This window comes from Acinetobacter sp. YH12106, from assembly GCF_013418995.1.
Taxonomy (GTDB): Bacteria; Pseudomonadota; Gammaproteobacteria; order Pseudomonadales; family Moraxellaceae; genus Acinetobacter; species Acinetobacter pseudolwoffii.
This window is the reverse complement of the sequence record NZ_VPAV01000002.1, coordinates 53,836-73,959: the sequence shown is the minus strand read 5'-3', so window position 1 is coordinate 73,959 and position 20,124 is coordinate 53,836. Positions and strand designations below refer to the sequence as shown.

Here is a 20,124-nt window from a genome sequence, read left to right as displayed (position 1 = left end):
GTTTGTGGCATGAATTTGGCTGATCGTGATGGTTTTATTTGGCAAGATGGACAACTGGTTGACTGGCGTGAGGCGAAAACCCACGTATTAACCCATACTTTGCATTACAGCATGGGTGTGTTTGAAGGCGTCCGAGCTTATGAAACTCCGAATGGAACGGCTATTTTCCGTCTAAAAGAACATACCAAGCGTTTGTTGAATTCTGCAAAAATTTATCAAATGAAAGTTCCATTTGATCATGCAACATTAGAACAAGCGCAAATTGATGTGGTGCGTGAAAATAAACTGGCATCTTGCTATTTACGTCCAATCCTTTTTATTGGCTCTGAAAAACTGGGTATTGCTGCAACTGATAACACGATTCATGCTGTGGTTGCGGCATGGAGCTGGGGTGCTTACTTGGGTGAAGAAGCCATGGCGAAGGGTATTCGCGTGAAAACTTCATCATTTACCCACCATCATCCAAACGTGACCATGTGTAAAGCCAAAGCATCTGGGAACTACACGCTGTCGATTCTGGCGCATCAGGAAGTCGCGCATTCGGGTTATGACGAAGCCATGTTACTTGATCCACAAGGCTATGTATGCCAGGGGTCAGGCGAAAACGTATTCCTGGTGACTGACGGTGTAATTCATACCCCTGATATTGCCGGTGGTGCGCTGGATGGTATTACCCGTCAAACCATTATTACCATTGCCAAAGACTTGGGTTATGACGTGGTTGAACGCCGTATTACCCGTGATGAATTCTATATTGCCGATGAAGCGTTCTTTACTGGTACTGCTGCGGAAGTGACACCAATCCGTGAATATGATGACCGTCAAATTGGTGAAGGTGTGCGTGGTCCAATCACGACGCAAATCCAGAAAGCTTATTTTGATGCAGTTCAGGGTAAAGATCCTAAATATGCACATTGGTTAACTTACGTGAAATAAGTAATAATTTACTGATTGAAAAAACCTCTCATTTGAGAGGTTTTTTTTAAGGGATATACTTATTCTGCCGAACTTATGTCATCATATTCGGTATCCAGAAGATTTTAAGATGAGCTTAGGCATACGCAATGAGTAACATCGTTATTTGTATGAAATGGGGAACCAAATACGGTTCTGAATACGTCAATCGTTTATACAACATGGTTAAACGACATACGACAGTCGATTTCAAAATGGTCTGTCTGACGGATCGTACGGAAGGAATTAATTCTGAAGTACAATGTTTCCCAATTCCACCTTTGGCATTGCCTGAAGGTGCGCCTGAGCGTGGCTGGAATAAGCTGTCTACTTTTGAACCGGATTTATATGGTTTAGAGGGCAATGCGCTATTTCTCGATCTTGATGTGGTGATTGTCGATAACATCGATGAGTTTTTTAGCTATCCGGGTGATTTTCTGATTATCCATGACTGGAAACGTCCTTGGCGGATTACCGGCAACAGTTCGGTGTATCGTTTTAAACTCGGTGCTTTCCCAGGTTTATTGCCATATTTTCGTGAAAACTTTGATGAGATTCGTCAAAAATTCCGTAATGAACAGGCTTATTTGTCGTGGTATGTCGATAAACATGCCAAGCAAACTTACTGGCCTGACAGTTGGTGCAAAAGCTATAAATATCACTGCCTACAAAAAATTCCGATGGCGTTCTTTAAGCCACCCGTCAAGCCTGAAGGCGCTAAAATTATTATTTTCCATGGTGAAATTAATCCACCTGATGCAGTCAATGGTGGTGGTGGGAAATGGTATCGTTATGTGTTGCCATCAAAATGGATTAAGGATGCTTGGCAGTAAGCTGAATCAATGAGAAATTGAAAGAGATTTAATTTCAAATGCCGGTAAGAAAGAAAAGTAAGTTCGAACAATGGTTTTCATTTAGTCGTCATCAGCGTCGTTTTGGTGCTGAAAAGATTTATGCGCAATTTGGTCAAGCCGATTTAAATCAGTTAAAAAATACCATCATTGATGGGGATCAAATTCAATATACGCATGGTTCGGCCAAAGATCTCAATGAGCATATTGAACAACTCAAACAGGAGTTTGTGGGGCAGTCTGCATTAAATCATTTCCATGCCAGTCTGATTGTTTTAATTCGCCGTGAGGTCGATACTCAAAATAATTATGACAAATTCAAGGCATTATGGATGGCTGAACGAGATTTTCTTGTACAGTCATTGAATATACGCTGGCTGATTTCAGCCTGTGATACTTTTATTGATTTTGATGAAGACGTAACTCTAAAAGCCATTTTGATGAATGCAGTGGTATTGATTAATACGCTTAAGTTACAGGAAACAGAACGTTTTTTGTGTGATCAGTCTTTAACTGTAAATCAGGAGCATCAGCAGTTATTACAACAACAGCGCTATGCCTTATTTGATGGTACGGCTGCATTTGCGGTTGGAACTGATGATACTTTACGTAATATGCGATGGCGTCTCGAGCAAATATGTGAGGCTCATGAACTGGGTCAAATTGTAATTGAGGTTTTTGACAGATTACAGCTTGATCAGAATAATAATATATATTCACGTTTTAAACAGCGTCACACTCGTGAAAAGACGAGATGGTGGTAATTGTGAATATTTTGATTATTAATTTAAAAACATCGAAAGACCGATTAGAGTTTCAAAAAAAGCAATTTGAAAAATTGGGATTGCCTTTTGACGTCTTAGAAGCATTTTCAGTTGTTGATTTGAATGAAGAGCAATACCAAAAGCTCGGTTTTGGTTGGCAAAGGCCTTTGCGTAAAGTTGAGGTAGCGTGCTTTCTCAGTCATCAAAAAGCTTGGGAAGAGGTACTGAAGAGGAATCAACCTTGTTTAATTCTTGAAGATGATGCAGTACTGGCTTCAAATGTAAAAGAAATTTTAAACGAAATTGAGCAGCATCAAATTCAAGGTGTAGATTTAATTAACTTGGAAGTGAGAAGTCGTAAAAAAATTATAAGTCGAAAACCTGTATGTACCTTAAATCATACTCAGGTTGAATTATATGATTTATATCAGGATCGTACTGGAGCGGCAGGTTATATTCTTTATCCGAGTGGTGCGCAAAAATTATTAAATCGTTTGGCAAAGACAGCACCGGCGATTGCAGATGGATTTATATTTTCGGCTTATGAGTTACAGTGTTTGCAAGTCGAACCTGCAGCGATTATCCAAGAAGATCAACTGGCTGCTTATGGTCTAATTCAACAAGAAAGTTTTGATTCGACCATTGGGCGTTCTGAACACTTTAAGCCTGAATTTAGTTCAATCAATGAAAAATGTAAGTTTAGAAAAAGACGTTTAGCGGGACAAATAGCGATGGCTATACGATATTTACAAGTCATGGGTAAAGCAGAAAAAAGACTGATTAACCTAGATCAAGAAAAATTTATTCAGGATTAGTGCTTCATGAAAAAAACAATCGTATTAGCCATTTTTACTTTACAGGGAAATGGCGCTGAACGTTTTGCTTTAACCTTGGCAAAGGGCCTAATTGATGCAGGTCATGAAGCACATATTGTTTATTTTAAAAATATTATTGATTTACCGATTCCTGAGGGTGTAAAACTTCACTTTTTTGATTATCAAAAGTATCGTGCAATTCCTAAATTTATGCGTGCCGGCTTTGCAGCAAAAGCATTTGATCGGTTTGTTATTAAAAATATTGGGACTCCTGATCTTGTCCTATCAAACTTATTTCCTGTTGATTTTGTATTATCAAAAAGTCAGTTACCGAATGTTCATTTAGTCATTCATAACACGACTAGTCTGGAATATGGTGAAAGATTAGAAGGGATGAGAAAAGAGCTGACTAAAATTTATTTAGCAAAACCGTGCGTGGCAGTTAGTAAAGGTGTCGAGACAGATTTTATTAAAGTATTTGGTTCTGAAAGTCGAATAACTACTATTTATAATCCGATTGATGTTGATCAAGTCATTTCAACCGCAAATGAATATGTGCCAGAAATTGAAGGGCCTTATATTGTAAATGTTGGGAAATTTAAGCGGCAAAAGCGACATGATATTTTAATTGAAGCTTATGCAAAAGCAAATGTTCAGGAAAAGTTGGTTTTAGTTGGAACTGGTGAATTATTAGAATCATCTAAAAAATTGGTTAAAAGCTTAGGGATAGAAGGTAAGGTTGTTTTTACAGGTTTTAAAAAAAATCCATATCCTTATATAAAACATGCAAAATTAATGGTGGTATCTTCTGATTTTGAAGGTTTTAGCATAGCAATTTTAGAAGCTTTAGCTTTAGGTACACCTATTATTAGTACAGATTGTCCGTCTGGGCCTAGAGAAATTCTTCCAATTAAAAATTTAGTAGAAATAGGAGATATTAAATCCTTTGCTGAAAAATTACGAAATGCTTGTGAGAGTTCGTCAGTACTAGAGTTAGATAGAAGGTTTACATATGAATATGCAACACAAGAGTATCTGAAGTTACTATAGAGAATAGCTGTTTATAAAATTTTGAGGGAAGATTAGTGTTCGATAAAAAATTAAGTATATTAATTCCAGTCTATAATGTGGCTGAATACTTAGCAGAGTGTTTAGACTCTATCATGTTGCAGTTAAATAATAAATGTGAAGTTATAATTTATGATGATGCTTCTACAGATACAAGCCGTGAGATATTGTTAGAATATAAAAAAAAATTCCCTCATATAAAATTAATTTTAAATGATAAAAATATGGGGGTATCACATGTTAGAAATACTTTGTTTGAAAACTCTAGAGGTGATTATATTTGGTTTATTGATTCTGATGATTTTATTAATAATAATAGTGTAGATATAGTTTTAGAAAATATCGATAAAAAATCTAATTATGATGTAATCGTCTCAGACTTCATATTTTTTGATAAGTGTAAAAATCAATATAATATTGAAAAATGTTACATTAATGGTAAGGATGATTATTTAAGTGTTTTAACGATGCTTAGAAAAAATTATGTATGGAATCAGGTTTTTAGAAGGGAAGTTGTTGAAGGTATTAAGTTTTTTAATAAAAAAAGATTTGAGGATATAATTTTTGTTACAGATATTTCAGATAAAGTTAAAAATGTAAAATATCTTGAGCTACCATTAGTTAATTATAGGTATAGAGTGGGTTCTAGTGTAAATAGTTTTAAGTCAGTCGAATATGTTGAGGATTATTTATTTGCATTAAATTATAGATATGAATTTATTTTAAGTTCCTGCAAAGTATTAAAGAAGGGATATTTAAAATATAAGATTTTTAATTCATATGTTTCATTGATAAGAAATATTGACAATGATTATAAAAAGCATCAAGATTTAAAGGAAACAATAAAAGTTTTAAAATATATTAAATCAAATTACCATAAGTTTTTTTTGGAAATATTAAATATGAATATATTTGATATTGATATTTTTAGATATATCAATATTAGAGTGAAACTACATAAAATAGACGAAATTTTTAGTAAGTATGACTGTTAACAGTCATACTTAAAGTTTAGTAGAGAATCTTTGTGATATATACTTTTATCATATATTTTTTCCAAAATTTTTCTATCAGTACCAATGATTTTTATTAATTTTGGTGGGTTTTTAGGCTTATAGTTAATACCCAAATCTAAGCATAGTTTAAATGTGTTCCAATTGTTTTTAGTTTGAAATTGAAAGGCATTCTTATCGCAATTTATTAAAGTGAAAGATGCCTTGGTTTTTCGCATAGCGACTTGACATGCAACATAAATAATTAAATATTCAAGATCTCCAATATTTTGGAAATAATCTTCTGGTTTTTCATTCTCTTTTTTTATTTCATTAATATAATTTAGTTTTCCAATTTTAATAGCTTTAATCAACTCATTTTTCCATGCTAAAAAAAAAGGATTTGATTGTGATGTTGCAAGTAACCAACTTTCAATTACTGGGAAATCAAAATTAGTCGTATTGCCACTACGATAATATCCGAAAGCATTCGTTGAATTTTTTTCTATAATTTCATCAATCCAGTTTAGGTTTTCATTAAGAATGACACTAGCATCAATCCATATCCCGCCATAACTGTATAGTAAATCTAACCGAAGTACATCAGTTTTTAGCTGAGGACTTATTTCTCCAAAGTCCTCATAGGGAATAGTACTAAAATGACTAATATTTTTATCATTTAAAATATTAACTTCATAATTAGTATTTAATTTTTGTATTTTTTTTAGACAATCCTCGAGGAATTTTGAGATAGGGCCTTCCCAGTAGATCCAGATTATCTTTTCAATCGGTTTTATATTCATGGAAGGATTTAAATTTATTAAATCAGCAGTGTTATCTGAATCAAAATTTTTTTTTCTAATTCCTAGAAAAAAACGAATCAAATAATTAAGCATATATTTATTTTTCATTTTTAAAAAAGATATTGAATGAACTGTAATTATACTTGAAACTATATATTTTAAAACATTAATATGAAGACTTCATTTATAAAGATTTTTTAAATTAGCAATCTTCCTAAACCTCTTATACCCCCATAAATACTGTTCTGGAGCGACATTAATCATGCGCTCCATTTCTTTATTTAAAGTATCGACAGAAAGCTGTAAGTCTTTAGATAAAATATCATCTGATAACTCGGTGACATGAATATCGTAGCCGGATAAATCTTCACGTCTTAAACAACTGAGTCCAACCACAGAGCATTGTGTTTTAGCCGCAAGTTTGGAAAGAAGCGTAGAAGATAGCGCATTTTGACCATAAAAATAAGAATAGATTCCACCAGATTCTTTCGGGACATGATCCGGTAAAATCGCAGAAAACCCCCCCTGTTTGAGATGCTTAAATAAAGCACGCACACCAGAATCATCAGTCGGAACCAGTGTCGCATTCAGACGTTGCCGAGCTTCCAGCATAAAGCGATCGACATCTTCATTTTTGCTGGGCTTGTACATAATCACAGGGGAGGTATATTGATTGACCCAGACATTCAACAGCTCCCAAGTACCAAAATGAGGCACCACCGCCAAGCAGCCATGCGGGTTTTTTAAAGCCTGAATAAATAAATCTGCACCATGCACATCTTGAATTAAAGACAGTGCATAATCTGGTGATGAACCCCAAATCTTGACCGATTCCGCATAGGTCATACACTGACTTTTCAGGCTGCGTTTACTTAAATCAGCGCGTTCAGATTCCGAAAGTTCAGGATAGGCAGAGGCCAGATTAATCTCAGTTACTCGGCGTGCAGAAGAATGGCTGAGATACAAAAGAGATCCAGCCAGTTGCGCAAGATTTTGAATCAATCTTAATGGAAATTTGGAGAAATTTTTCAGTAAGGTGTACATGCTATCCAGAGCGTCAGATTATAGGTCTTTATCTGGATTGCCCTTCAGCACCATATAAATCAAACCGACGAAAATCAGTAAGGCACCTAAAATACTGCTCAGGCAAAAATACACAATACGTTCATTGGTATCGAGGTTGAACAGGTTGTTGGCAAGGATATAACGCATGAACAGCCATTGAACCACTGAAAATACAATAAGCATAATGCTGCGATTACGAACTGCAGGACGCATAGCCATTGCGAATTACCTTAGATTAAAAACTATCGCTATTATGCCACTGTTCCAGAGTCGACTCAATCACACAAAAAAAGCCCCGCGCAAGGCAGGGCTTTTCACTTAAATCTTCAAGAATTATTCTGGAGATTCAGCTTTTGGTTTTTCACGTAAGCGAATACCAAGGTCACGCAGTTGGTTTGATTCAACTGGTGCCGGTGCTTGCGTCAATGGACATTCCGCAGTTTTGGTTTTCGGGAATGCGATCACGTCACGGATTGAAGATGCACCAGTCATCAACATTACCAGACGGTCAAGACCGAATGCCAAACCACCATGTGGAGGTGCGCCATAACGTAAAGCATTGAGCAAGAAGCTGAATTTCTCTTCCGCTTCTTCTTCATCAATGCCTAAAGCTTCAAAAATCGCTTTTTGCATTTCAAGGTTATGAATACGCAGCGAACCACCACCCACTTCAGTACCGTTCAATACCATATCGTAAGCAACAGAAAGTGCAGCACCCGGGTTGTTCTTCACCTCTTCAACGCTTGATTTCGGTAGCGTGAATGGGTGATGCACAGAGGTCCATTTGCCATCGTCAGTTTCTTCGAACATCGGGAAGTCAACGACCCAAAGCGGTGCCCACTCACATGTTGCCAATTTCATGTCATGGCCGACTTTAATACGTAAAGCACCCATCGCATCGTTTACGATTTTGGCTTTGTCCGCACCAAAGAATACGATGTCGCCATTTTCAGCACCCACACGTTGCAACAGATCCAGCACGATTGGCTCGATGAATTTCACGATTGGAGACTGAAGACCTTCGATACCTTTTTCAAGTTCGTTGACTTTGATATAAGCCAAACCTTTTGCACCGTAGATGCCGACAAATTTGGTGTATTCATCAATCTGGCTACGTGGCAATGAACCTGCGCCCGGTACGCGAAGCGCAACGATACGGCCTTTAGGGTCTTTAGCAGGACCTGCGAATACTTTGAATTCAACGTCTTGCATCATATCTGCAACGTCAACCAGTTTCAAAGGAATACGCATATCCGGTTTATCAGATGCATAGTCACGCATTGCATCGGCATAAGTCATACGTGGGAATTTGTCGAATTCAACATTTAAAAGTTCTTTGAACATTTTAACTGTCAAGGTTTCCATCAAATCCATAATGTCATCGTCACTCATGAACGATGTTTCAACGTCAATCTGGGTAAATTCTGGCTGACGATCTGCACGCAGGTCTTCGTCACGGAAACATTTTGCGATTTGGTAGTAACGATCGATACCGCCGACCATCAACAACTGTTTGAATAGCTGTGGAGATTGTGGCAGTGCATAGAAGCTACCGTTTGATACACGGCTTGGTACCAAATAGTCACGCGCGCCTTCTGGGGTTGCACGGGTCAAAATCGGAGTTTCAACGTCTAGGAAACCATTGTCTTCGAAGTAGTTACGAATCAGGTTGGTCAATTTAGAACGGAAACGTAGGCGATCTAACATTTCTGGACGACGGATGTCCAGGAAGCGGTATTTCAAACGGATTTCTTCAGAAATATTGGTATTTTCGTCATTCAACGGGAATGGCGGAGTTTCTGACTGAGCAAGAACTTCAATCTCTTTACCCAGGACTTCAATCTGACCGCTCACCATATTGGCATTTTCTGTGCCTTCATAACGGCGACGCACACGGCCTGTAATTTTTAATACAAATTCTGAACGTACTTTATCAGCAGTTGCGAATGCTTCAGGAGTATCTGGGTCAATAACCACTTGAACAAGACCATCACGGTCACGCATGTCAAGGAAGATTACACCACCGTGGTCACGGCGACGGTGTACCCAACCGCATAATGTTACGGTTTGGTCAATTTGAGCTTCGGTTAAAGAACCGCAGTAATGAGTTCGCATCATAGCGTTAGAAATCCAACTATATGGGTTAAGGTCAGCGAATACGTAAACAGCGTACCGCTTTGAGTAAAGGTAGGATTATGCCTCTTTGGGCATGTTGTCACAAGAACTTGGGTCAAAAACAATATCATTTTAAAGTGAATAGGCGCAAAGCCAGTGCTTTGTTTAACCCATCCGGCGATCGCGATCTAAAAATAAAAACAATAAACAGCCCAGACTGAAGGTGATCAGAAAGCCTTGGCTAAATTCATTGATCGAGCGACCAGTAAAATAATAGAGGTCCGATTGCCAGACTTCCGTAGAAATATAGCGCGCATAATCCCAGACAGAAAATAAGCCGGTCAAGATAGATATAAGGAATAACCCCCAGGCAAACGACTTAATTTTCAGGCTAACTGCAAGATATTGCTGATGAGTTTTGTAGTAATGCAGGCTCATCCACAGGATAAAAGGCAAAACGATCACGGATGTGCCGATCTGTAAAATCCGATGCAAGGGATAGCTGTTGCCAAATAGCTGAAACTGTTGGGCTAAAAAATCATGAAAGGCAAAAGTTCGAAAATCGACATGGGTTAGTCCATCCCAGATTAAATGGGTGGCTGTACCAATGATGAGTGCCAGACATATCACCAGGATAAATTTTAGTGCTGAAAGGATATTGTGAATCTTTAAATCATGCTGAATACCGATGAAACGGTAAATCACGGGCCGGTAAATCAGGTACCAGACGGCACAAAAAGCCAGACCGATCCAGAGATCCGGATGAATCAACGAAGACCATAAATGGGTAATATTAGAATTAGTATGAGTAAACAGACGATGTAGATCGGGGACCATGCTGCCAATGGCCAGCGCAGCAATAGGTAGTCTATTCCCAGTCAAATATGAAATAGGTGGAGCAAGCACAGCATGCGATAAGGTAAAGGGCATAAAGATAATGCTTTAATGTAATCAAAAATATTCAAAGGACATTCTAATAAAATATAGCACTGAGTATCGTAAAGGATTGCAAAAATAATGAAATGTTATATTATAACATTCACCCAGATTACTGAATTTGAGCTTCGGTCATGTCCTTTCCTAAGAATCTAATAACATTGTCAATTTTTGCTGTAGTTGCGCCTACAGTATTTGCAGAGCAATCCTCATCTTCTATCCCGGTTCAGACCATGGACACGATTCAGGTGCAAGCTCATCCACTGGTGCAAACTGCAGCGGACTTTGCGGTAGCGGATCATGTTGTAGATCAGAAAGCCTTGTCTGAACGTGCAACCACCATTGGAGATGCATTGGCAGATGAGCTTGGGGTTTATTCTAATCAATATGGCTCAGGCTCAAGCCGTCCGGTGATTCGTGGTCAAGATGGTCCACGTATGAAAGTGTTGCAGCATGCTTCTGAAACAGCGGATGTATCTACTTTGTCTCCTGACCATGCTGTCACCGTTGATCCGATTCTGGCGAAACAGGTCGAAGTGATTCGCGGTCCATCTACGTTGCTTTATGGTGCCGGTACAGTCGGTGGTCTGGTAAATGTCACTGATCAAAAAATTCCGACCCAGATGCCTGAAGATGGTTTAGAAGGTACAGTCGGCCTGCGTTATAACTCAGGCAGTGATGAAAAACTGGCAAGTGCTGGTGTGACAGCAGGTATTGGTGAAAACTTTGCTTTGCGTGTAGAAGGCTCAAAGCGTAACGCCAATGATTATATTGCTCCGGATTATTTTCATGAGCATGATGACGAATTAGAAAAAGAACGTCGTGTGGGCAATACTTTTGCTGAAGGGCAGACAGTAAATATTGGCGGATCATGGATTCATGATCGTGGTTTTGTCGGGCTGTCTTATAGCAACCGTCAAGATCAATATGGTTTACCAGGGCATAGTCATGGCGATGAAGAACATGGACATGATGAACATGAAGAAGCAGGTGCTTGGATTGATTTGAAGTCTGAACGCTACGATGTTCGAACAGAGTTATATAACCCAATGGCTGGTTTTGAAAAACTCCGTGCACATGCTAGTTTTACAGATTATAAACATGCTGAATTAGAAGGGGCAGAGGCACTAAGCTACTTTAAAAGTGAAGCTTATGATGCTCGCTTAGAGTTGGTTCATGTTCCTGTCTTGGATTGGGAAGGTGTGATTGGTCTACAGTTAAGTCAGCAAAAAGTTAAAATTTCTGGTACAGGTCATGAGCCTGAAGCTGAAGAAGAGGATCATGGACATGATCACGAGCATGATCTTTTAATGGCAGATAACAAGACTCAAAAATATAGTTTATTTGCCTTAGAGCATAAGCAAATGGGTGATGTGCATATTGAATTGGGTGCACGTGCTGATCATCAAGAAATTAAAATTGATTCGAATCAGAAAAATCATTCAGATACGGCTTTTTCAGGTTCTGCTGCAGCCAATTGGGAATTTGCACCGAACTATAAGCTTTCAATTGTTGGTTCACATCAGCAGCGATTACCGATTGCGCAAGAGCTTTATGCGCAAGGTAAGCACTATGCGAGTGAAACGATTGAACATGGTAATGATCAACTCGATGTCGAAAAGTCAAATAACTTAGAGCTTGGTTTTCACTATGAAGGTGAAAAGTTAGATTACCATGTCCATGTGTATCACAATTGGTTTGATAACTACATTTATGGGGATGTGGTCGGTGAAGATCACGGTTTCTTAGAACTAGATTACACGCAAGACAAAGCCAAGTTTTATGGTGCAGAAGCACAAGCCGGTTATCAGATCAATGATATGTATAAGCTCAGCGTCTTTGGGGATTATGTACGTGGCAAGATTGAAGCTGAGAATGCACCACGTGTGCCCGCAGGTCGTTTAGGAACAAAAGTCGAAGCAGACTTTGCCGATGGCTGGTCAGGTCTGGCTGAGTATTATCATGTCTTTAATCAGGACAAGATCGCCAGCTATGAGGATGAAACCCAGGGCTACAATATGGTGAATGTGGGCTTAAGCTATACCAATACCCTTGCAGATAACAATGCTTATCGGGTGTATTTCAAGGCCAATAACCTGCTCGATGATCAGGTCTATTCCCATACTTCATTCCTGTCGAATATTCCGCAAGTCGGTCGTAACTTTAGCGTCGGTGTGCAGTATGATTTCTAAAGTAGTGATGAAATAACTGACCAAATCAAAGAGATGTCACTGAAATTGACTTGAAAAATCATCTGATAAAACCTAGCCTGAGCATATTGGGTTAGGTTTTTTCTTATGCGTATCTTTCAACGAATTCACAATAAACTGAACTGGTCAAATCGCCGTTATGCGGCATTGATTATCAGTCTACTGGCGGTCAGTTATCTGGCATCTGCTGTTTATCATACTTATAAGCCTTTACCAGAAGGTCTGAATTACACCGGCAAGCTGCGCCATGCCGAAGTCAAGTTTCTGGCCGATCGGACTTATCTGGATGCCGAAGGAAAACAGCACTTAGATCATCGTATTTTTAATGAAATGCTGAAGATGATTGAAGAGGCCAAATCACTGATTGTACTGGATCTGTTTTTATTTAATCAGCAAACCGGTGCCTCGACACAGGAACATCAGGCATTGAGTCAACAGTTGAGCGATGCCTTAATCAGTAAACGCCTGTTGCAACCGCAAGTTGAAATCAAGTTCATTACCGATCCGATCAATTCAGTCTATGGCGGAATTCAGTCCGAGCAGTATCGCAAGTTACGTCAGCATGGTATAGATGTGATTGAAACCAATCTGATCCCTTTGCGGGCGTCCAATCCGAGCTGGTCGGGGTTCTGGTATTTATGTTGCCAGGGCATTGGTAATAATCCGGAAAAAGGCTGGTTGCCGAATCCATTTGGCCCAGAAAAAATTACTCTGCGCAGTTATTTTGATTTATTTAACTTTAAAGCCAATCATCGTAAAACCTTGGTGGTAGACACCGATCAGGGCTGGAAAGCGCTGGTCACCTCCATGAATCCGCATGATGGGAGTTCGCGGCATTCCAATATCGGTTTATTGGTCTGGGGAACCACAGCCGTGGATATTCTGAGAACAGAACAATCGGTCGGCATCATGTCACAGGCCAATATGCCAGCCATTATCGCGGGCGATTTTCAGGCAGAAAATACCCAGCCACAGGTGCAGGTCCTGACGGAAAAAGCCATTTATGATGCGACTTTAAATCTGATTCAGACGGCGAAAGAAAATGAACAGATTGATCTGGCCATGTTTTATCTGTCCGAGCGTAAGATTATTAAAAGTCTGATTGCGGCGCATGAACGCGGGGTTAAGGTTCGGGTTTTACTCGATCCCAATAAAGATGCCTTTGGCCGTGAGAAAAACGGGATTCCAAACCGACAGGTGGCTTCGGAACTGCACAAGGCAGGCATTGATGTACGCTGGTGCAATACCCAGGGTGAGCAATGTCATAGCAAAATATTGATGAAGCGTAATGCTCAGCAGGCTGAAATGATTTTAGGCTCGGCCAATTTCACCGCACGCAATCTGAAAAACTATAATCTGGAAACCAATATGCGCGTGCTGGGTCAGCATCAGGCAGAAGTGTTTAAAGATGCCCAACAATATTTTGATGGTGCATGGTCAAATCTGAATGGCCGTGTGATGAGTGTGGACTATAGACAATATGAAGACAATTCATGGTCTAAATATTGGCTGTACCGCTTTATGGAATGGAGCGGCTGGTCGACGTTTTAGCATCTCTAATAATCTCCCTAAATCCCTCTTTTGAAAAGAGGGACTTTACCTCCCTTTTTTAAAGGGAGGGTAGGAGGGATTTTTTAAGGCTCCGGATTCGGTGGAACCAGTTCATCCAGTTCTTTATCGGACAATGCATCAAGTTCAGCAAGATCCGTTTTAATTTTCCATTGCTCTTCATGGTCGACCGGATTGGGTAAACGCGCTTCTAGCCAGTCACAGACTACATCTGGCGGGAAATCGGCATGATTACATTGAATCACCCAAGACAAGAAATCTTTGGCGACACCATTCATATACGGTGGTGGCGATACTGGCAGGAACTGAGTCGGAAGACGTTCATTTTTAGAAATATAATTCAGGACATGACCTAGTTCCTGTACCGTCTGCCAAGCCAGCGAATGATCTACATTGATCTGAAATTTAAACCACCATGCCTGTTTGCCATCTGAACCATAGCTATCAATCCGTTCTTTTTGAACACTCGGCACTTTAGAAAAATATTCATGTAAACGATCGAAATTTAAATCAGACACAGTATTCAACTCGAAACATTAAAAAAGTGATTTTAGCATAAAGCAGTCGCCTGCCGATGGGCCTGCTAGATTGAAAATACGCAGGCACATTACAAAAAATTGCAGGGTCAGTAAGCTTATTCATATTTTCTGCATTTATTTTGTTTAAAATATAGACGAGTGATTAAGAGGACGCCCAAATGAAAATAGTGTTATTGAGTGCAATATTTGCTGCATTGCTATTGGGGGCTTCTGCACAGACGATGGCCGGAAACGCTTGGGGTGGATATACAGGGGTTGAACGTTCTAAACCGAATTACCGCGCTGCACCATCACGCTCTTATGATCCACCACGGCACTCTTATCCGCAGCGTCCGATGCCACCTAGACCACATTACCCGCAACGCCCGATCCATTGGGGTTATCCGCCGGCTCAAAGTCAAAGTGGTCTCAATATCCAGTATCAGGCGCCGACCACCATTTATCAAAATTCCAATAGCTATAGCTGGGTGAATGGCGATCCGAATGTGGCTCGAATTGAAAGTTCAAGATATAGCGTTATCAGTGACTGGCAGCGTCTGGGCTTACCTGCACCACCGCGTGGCAGTTACTGGATTTATGAAAATGGACGTTATGTGCTGGTGCCGAATCGTTAAGTTAAAAATCCCCCCTTTATTCAAGGGGGATTTTTATATCAAGCCAACTCATCATCTTCCGGACGAGGCGTTTTGCCTTGTGGCACTGGTTTCTCGCTGTGTTTGTCACGAATCACCGATGGATAGGTCCATGACGCATAGCGCACCACTAAAATGGCAAATGCCATAATCAGGATCGAACCGGTAATAATCACCAGATCCATACTGGCTTTATGCGTGTGCTGAATGTCCGCAATGAGCAAGCGGGTCAGTGCGGTAATGGCAATATAAATCAGGAAGCGTACCGGCATATGATTGGTTTTAAAATAGATCCCCACCATGGCACCGAGTTCGAGATAGATGAACAGTAAAAGAATATCGTCAATGGTGGCGAACTGTTTCACGGTCAGAATATCGATGACGGTATGGCCAGCGGACCAGATCACCATACAGCCAATAATAAACAGCGCAATATAATGAAAACTTTCTACAGCAAGATTACCAAAACGGTCGAGGAGGGCTTCAAGTTTTTCAACTTTGGGATGGGGTTTCGGCATAAGATCCTCCTGATTTTTATGTGATATAAACAATACTTATAGAATAACCTGCAAAAATTATGCACAGAATGATTGGATGAAAAATAAAGATTAAATTATTTGAACTTTTGCGCTTTTTTTAGACTAAATTGCTATATTGTATGGGTGGTACATTGAATAAATAGGAGAAAAAAGTGTTAGATAAAATTCAAACAAAAATTGACCAATTAGAAGCCGGAAAAAAATTAATCCTCGGCGTAGGCATTAAGGCTGAAGATATGCAAAAGGTGGTGGAACTCTGCGAGTCTTTAGAGTCAGAGGGGAATATCAAAATTGTGAATAAACATCTGAATCCGAAAAGCAATAATCAACCAGATTCTTTAATGATTCAGAAAGTTTAAGTTTCGAATTGTAATAAAAACGCCTGCATCAAGCAGGCGTTTTTGATTATGGCTGTTTCAGCTTAAGCTTGAGTCGTGAAGTAATCTTCAGAGAAGTTCATGATCAGGTCAGAACCTGATTTTACTTTGGTGATGCGTAGAGCCAGCTCAGGCAGAATGCGTTGCACAAAATAATTCGCCAAAGCCAGTTTGTTTTGATAGAACTCGCCCTCTTTATTTTTCGCAGCATTGGCAATACGCGCGAACATATACGAGAAGCTGAGCAGACCGACAGCGTGCAGATAGTCGACCGCGGTCGAGTTCGGGAAATCATGACTTTCTCTTGCTGCTTCCAGAATAAACTGAGTCACCGATTCGACTTCAGTCGCTGCATCCAAAGTGGCGTCTTTAATGAAGTTTAGGTCTGCATCCAGACTGTTGGCAAAGTCACGGATTTCAGAGATATATTCAGAGATATATTCACCGCCACATTTAATGGTTTTACGACCGATTAAATCTTGTGACTGTACGCCGTTGGTGCCTTCATAGATCTGGGAAATACGCAGGTCACGGATACATTGTTCCACGCCCCATTCACGGATATAGCCATGACCACCGAAGACCATTTGTGCATCTAATGTCGCCTGGAATGCGGTATCCGTTAAATACGCTTTCGCGATTGGTGTTAATAGCGCAACACGGTCATTGGCTTTTTTCACCGCTTCAGGATCAGTAGAGAATTTGGTAATGTCCAGTTGCTGACCGACATAGACTGCAAAGGCACGAGACGCTTCATTGTTGGCACGTACATTCAGCAGCATACGGCGTACATCACCATGCACCAGAATACTGTCCGCCGGTTTGTTTGGCGATTGAACGCCAGCCGCACTGCGACCCTGTAAACGATCGGTCGCGTATTGTGCAGCATTTTGATAAGCAAATTCAGAAGCACCTAAGCCCTGAATCCCCATGGACAGGCGCTCGTAGTTCATCATTACGAACATCGCAGCCAGACCTTCGTTTTCTTTACCCACCAGATAGCCTTTGGCGCCGTCAAAGTTCATCACACAAGTCGCAGATGCCTTGATCCCCATTTTGTGTTCAATTGAACCTGGGCCGACCGGGTTACGTTCGCCAATCGAACCATCTTCATTCACCAAGAATTTCGGTACGATGAACAGGGAAATACCACGTGAACCCGCAGGTGCATCTGGGGTTTTGGCCAGAACCAGATGAATGATGTTTTCCGCCAGATCATGATCACCGCCGGTAATAAAAATCTTGGTGCCGGTGATGCTATAGCTACCATCTTCATTGTGTTCAGCTTTGGTTTTGATAATCCCCAGATCTGTACCGGCATGTGGCTCGGTTAAGCACATGGTGCCTGACCATTCACCCGAATAAATTTTAGGTAAATAGGTTTCTTTTTGCGCTTGTGAAGCATAGCTGTTTAAGGCCATACCTGCACCGACAGACAGCAGCGGATACAGCATGAAAGACGGGTTGGTGGCAAACAGCATTTCATCAGAAAGTACCGTTAGCATTTTCGGCATTTCCTGGCCGCCCCATTCGGTATCTGCGCCCAGCCCGATCCAGCCGCCTTCTGCATATTGTTTAAAGGCTTCTTTAAAGCCAGCAGGGGTAGTCACATTGCCATTTTCATATTTTGCGCCTTCTTCATCACCGCTACGGTTGAGTGGCAGGGTCACGTTTTGCGCAAATTTCGCCATTTCTTCCAGAATGGCTTCTGCTGTTGCAGCATCGAGGTGCGCTAAATTTTCATTGGCTTGCCAGAATTGTTCTGCATTAAAGACATCGTTGAGGATGAATTTCATATCGGCAAGTGGCGCGTTATAAATTGGCATGGTGTGTCACCTGTTTATTGTTTGATTAAATAAGTTTTAATCAGTCTAAAACACTCAAAATCTGAATGTTAGACGACTAAAGGTTAATTCTGTAACTCGTTATAAAGAAAAAGGACTGTCTGTTCATTGACCGTCCTTTTTCTGTGATGCGATTAGTCTGATTCTAACTTAGAATGCGAAATGTTCTGCATCCAGGTTCATCAATGGCTCTACACCTGTTGCGATCACGTCAACATGTGAACGAACGCGTGGCAGGATTTTCTTGAAGTAGAAGCGTGCAGTGGTCACTTTGGCATTGTAGAAGTCAACTTCAGTGGTGCCAGCAGCCAGTTGCTCTTGAGCAACCAGTGCCATACGTGCCCATAGGTAAGCCAGGGTGACATAACCAGAGAAGTACAGGTAATCGACCGCAGCTGCACCGACTTCTTCAGGGTTTTGCATCGCACGCATACCAATTTGCATGGTCAGGTCGCCCCATTCCTTGTTCAAGGCAGCCAATGGCTCAACGAATTCTTTCATTGCAGCATTGTCTTTGTGCGCTTCAGCAAATTTGTGGATCATCTTGGTGAAGTCTTTCAACATTGCACCTTGAGTACCCAACACTTTACGACCTAACAAGTCCAGCGCCTGAATTTCAGTGGTACCTTCGTACAAACAGGCAATACGTGTATCACGTACGATTTGCTCCATGCCATGCTCAGAAATGAAGCCATGACCACCGAAGACCTGCACACCATGTTTCGCAGCTTCAGAACCGGTTTCAGTCAGGAATGCTTTTGCGATTGGGGTAAGTAGAGACAAGATATTGTCTGCAAATTTACGATCGGCTTCTTCTACAGCATGTTCAACCACGTCCGCATATTGCGCCAATAGGTAAACCAGTGCGCGACCTGCTTCAGCATATGCTTTTTGGGTTAGCAGCATGTTACGTACAGCTGGATGCACAATGATTGGATCCGCTTCTTTTTCCGGGCTCTTAGGGCCAGACAGTGAACGCATCGCCAGACGGTCTTTGGCGTAGGCAAGTGCACCCTGGAAAGAGCCTTCAGACGCTGCCAGACCTTGTACTGCCGTACCGATACGTGCGGTGTTCATGAAGGTGAACATGCAGTTCAGACCACGGTTTTCAGGGCCAATCAGGAAGCCTTTCGCGTTATCGAAGTTGATCACACAGGTTGCGTTACCGTGGATCCCCATTTTATGTTCGATTGAACCACAACGTACGCCATTGCGATCGGCAATAGAGCCATCGGCATTTAGGTTGAACTTCGGTACGATGAATAATGAAATACCTTTGGTACCTTTCGGTGCGCCCGGTAAACGTGCCAGTACGATATGGATGATGTTTTCAGCCATGTCGTGTTCACCCGCAGAGATGAAGATTTTCTCGCCAGAAATGGCGTAGCTACCATCTGCTTGTGGCTCGGCTTTGGTACGGATAATACCCAGGTCAGAACCTGCATGCGATTCGGTCAGGCACATGGTACCCGTCCACTCACCTGAAACCAGTTTAGGCAGGTAAGCATCTTTTTGTTCAGCTGAACCGTGGTGTTCTAAAGTACGAACTGCACCGTGAGACAGGCCAGGGTACATGCCCCATGCCCAGTTCGCAGTACCGACCATTTCAGAAATGGTAATCCCTAAAGAATTTGGTAAACCTTGACCGCCATACTGTTCTTCAGCAGAAAGTGAAGGGAAGCCAAGCTCGATGTATTTTTGATACGCTTCTTTAAAGCCTGTTGGTGTAGTCACCACGCCGTCATTCCAGGTACAACCTTCACGGTCGCCCGCCTGGTTAATCGGAGAAAGTTCATTTTCACAGAAATCAGCCGCAGCTTCTAAGTACTGATCTACCAGTTCACGGCTTACGTTTTCTTGGAATGCAGGGAGATTTGCATAGTGTTGTTCAGCATTTAATAATTCATGCAACACAAATTGCATATCACGTAAAGGCGCTTTGTATTGTGGCATATCGGTTTCCTCAATACTGGTTTAACCAGCGTTATAATCTTAGATGAACTAAAAACGTATCTTCACTGACACGGTTTGGAATGATTCTAATCCTGCAA

Annotated in this window: 19 protein-coding genes; 10 read left to right on the top strand and 9 right to left on the bottom strand. The window is 40.8% G+C overall.

Annotated elements, in window-relative coordinates:
• The first annotated feature begins 9 nt into the window (after nt 1-9).
• From FTU45_RS02745 to FTU45_RS02720, 6 genes are all read left to right on the top strand, one after another.
• Nucleotides 10-936 (top strand): branched-chain amino acid transaminase, encoded by a 927-nt coding sequence (locus FTU45_RS02745; protein ID WP_074384043.1) that lies wholly within the window; start codon nt 10-12, stop codon nt 934-936.
• A gap of 128 nt (nt 937-1,064) precedes the next feature.
• Entirely contained in the window at nt 1,065-1,787 is a 723-nt protein-coding gene (locus FTU45_RS02740) for a glycosyltransferase (RefSeq protein WP_180075882.1), read from the top strand.
• Between the two features lie 38 nt (nt 1,788-1,825).
• A complete protein-coding gene (locus FTU45_RS02735) occupies nt 1,826-2,569 on the top strand; it encodes a hypothetical protein (protein WP_004733016.1) in 744 nt (247 codons plus the stop codon).
• Between the two features lie 2 nt (nt 2,570-2,571).
• The gene (locus tag FTU45_RS02730) at nt 2,572-3,384 is read left to right on the top strand and encodes a glycosyltransferase family 25 protein (RefSeq protein ID WP_373685731.1); all 813 of its coding nucleotides are present in this window, start codon (nt 2,572-2,574) and stop codon (nt 3,382-3,384) included.
• A gap of 6 nt (nt 3,385-3,390) precedes the next feature.
• Entirely contained in the window at nt 3,391-4,434 is a 1,044-nt protein-coding gene (locus FTU45_RS02725) for a glycosyltransferase (protein ID WP_180075880.1), read from the top strand.
• A gap of 35 nt (nt 4,435-4,469) precedes the next feature.
• Nucleotides 4,470-5,447, top strand: a complete 978-nt coding sequence (locus FTU45_RS02720; RefSeq protein ID WP_180075879.1) for a glycosyltransferase — start codon at nt 4,470-4,472, stop codon at nt 5,445-5,447.
• Here the strand turns inward: FTU45_RS02720 and FTU45_RS02715 are convergent.
• The 5 genes from FTU45_RS02715 to FTU45_RS02695 all read right to left on the bottom strand — a co-directional run bounded on the left by FTU45_RS02715 (nt 5,444) and on the right by FTU45_RS02695 (nt 10,357).
• Complete coding sequence (locus FTU45_RS02715) at nt 5,444-6,340, bottom strand: capsular polysaccharide synthesis protein (protein WP_253134152.1); 897 nt, start codon at nt 6,338-6,340, stop codon at nt 5,444-5,446. The genes FTU45_RS02720 and FTU45_RS02715 overlap by 4 nt on opposite strands.
• 87 nt (nt 6,341-6,427) lie before the next feature.
• The gene (locus FTU45_RS02710; protein WP_180075877.1) at nt 6,428-7,291 is read right to left on the bottom strand and encodes a lysophospholipid acyltransferase family protein; all 864 of its coding nucleotides are present in this window, start codon (nt 7,289-7,291) and stop codon (nt 6,428-6,430) included.
• 18 nt (nt 7,292-7,309) lie between these two features.
• Nucleotides 7,310-7,531 carry a hypothetical protein gene (locus FTU45_RS02705; RefSeq protein ID WP_004733007.1) on the bottom strand — a complete coding sequence of 74 codons (222 nt, stop codon included), beginning with the start codon at nt 7,529-7,531 and terminating at the stop codon, nt 7,310-7,312.
• 114 nt (nt 7,532-7,645) lie between these two features.
• Complete coding sequence (gene aspS / locus FTU45_RS02700; protein WP_180075876.1) at nt 7,646-9,430, bottom strand: aspartate--tRNA ligase; 1,785 nt, start codon at nt 9,428-9,430, stop codon at nt 7,646-7,648.
• A 162-nt stretch (nt 9,431-9,592) separates the two neighbouring features.
• Complete coding sequence (locus FTU45_RS02695) at nt 9,593-10,357, bottom strand: DUF4184 family protein (RefSeq protein WP_005095731.1); 765 nt, start codon at nt 10,355-10,357, stop codon at nt 9,593-9,595.
• A gap of 140 nt (nt 10,358-10,497) precedes the next feature.
• Between FTU45_RS02695 and znuD the strand changes: the two genes are divergently transcribed.
• Together znuD and FTU45_RS02685 are read left to right on the top strand one after the other, a co-directional pair.
• Nucleotides 10,498-12,555: a zinc piracy TonB-dependent receptor ZnuD gene (gene znuD / locus FTU45_RS02690; RefSeq protein WP_180075875.1), complete on the top strand. Its 2,058-nt coding sequence runs from the start codon at nt 10,498-10,500 to the stop codon at nt 12,553-12,555.
• A gap of 105 nt (nt 12,556-12,660) precedes the next feature.
• Nucleotides 12,661-14,124, top strand: coding sequence for a phospholipase D-like domain-containing protein (locus FTU45_RS02685; RefSeq protein ID WP_074384052.1), 1,464 nt, complete (start codon nt 12,661-12,663; stop codon nt 14,122-14,124).
• Between the two features lie 83 nt (nt 14,125-14,207).
• Here the strand turns inward: FTU45_RS02685 and FTU45_RS02680 are convergent, their stop codons facing one another.
• On the bottom strand, nt 14,208-14,660 hold the full coding sequence (locus FTU45_RS02680) for a hypothetical protein (RefSeq protein ID WP_180075874.1): 453 nt from the start codon (nt 14,658-14,660) through the stop codon (nt 14,208-14,210).
• Nucleotides 14,661-14,839: 179 nt separating this feature from the next.
• On the opposite strand from FTU45_RS02680, the gene FTU45_RS02675 reads away from it, so the two are divergent.
• Complete coding sequence (locus FTU45_RS02675) at nt 14,840-15,295, top strand: RcnB family protein (RefSeq protein WP_159516249.1); 456 nt, start codon at nt 14,840-14,842, stop codon at nt 15,293-15,295.
• Between the two features lie 38 nt (nt 15,296-15,333).
• Here the strand turns inward: FTU45_RS02675 and FTU45_RS02670 are convergent, their stop codons facing one another.
• The gene (locus FTU45_RS02670; RefSeq protein WP_005095743.1) at nt 15,334-15,831 is read right to left on the bottom strand and encodes a phosphate-starvation-inducible protein PsiE; all 498 of its coding nucleotides are present in this window, start codon (nt 15,829-15,831) and stop codon (nt 15,334-15,336) included.
• Between the two features lie 173 nt (nt 15,832-16,004).
• On the opposite strand from FTU45_RS02670, the gene FTU45_RS02665 reads away from it, so the two are divergent.
• On the top strand, nt 16,005-16,211 hold the full coding sequence (locus tag FTU45_RS02665; RefSeq protein ID WP_005095746.1) for a hypothetical protein: 207 nt from the start codon (nt 16,005-16,007) through the stop codon (nt 16,209-16,211).
• Nucleotides 16,212-16,273: 62 nt separating this feature from the next.
• Here FTU45_RS02665 and FTU45_RS02660 read toward each other — a convergent pair whose 3' ends face one another.
• The gene (locus FTU45_RS02660) at nt 16,274-18,055 is read right to left on the bottom strand and encodes an acyl-CoA dehydrogenase C-terminal domain-containing protein (RefSeq protein WP_180075873.1); all 1,782 of its coding nucleotides are present in this window, start codon (nt 18,053-18,055) and stop codon (nt 16,274-16,276) included.
• Nucleotides 18,056-18,223: 168 nt separating this feature from the next.
• Complete coding sequence (locus tag FTU45_RS02655; protein ID WP_005172595.1) at nt 18,224-20,026, bottom strand: acyl-CoA dehydrogenase C-terminal domain-containing protein; 1,803 nt, start codon at nt 20,024-20,026, stop codon at nt 18,224-18,226.
• Nucleotides 20,027-20,124 lie beyond the last annotated feature (98 nt).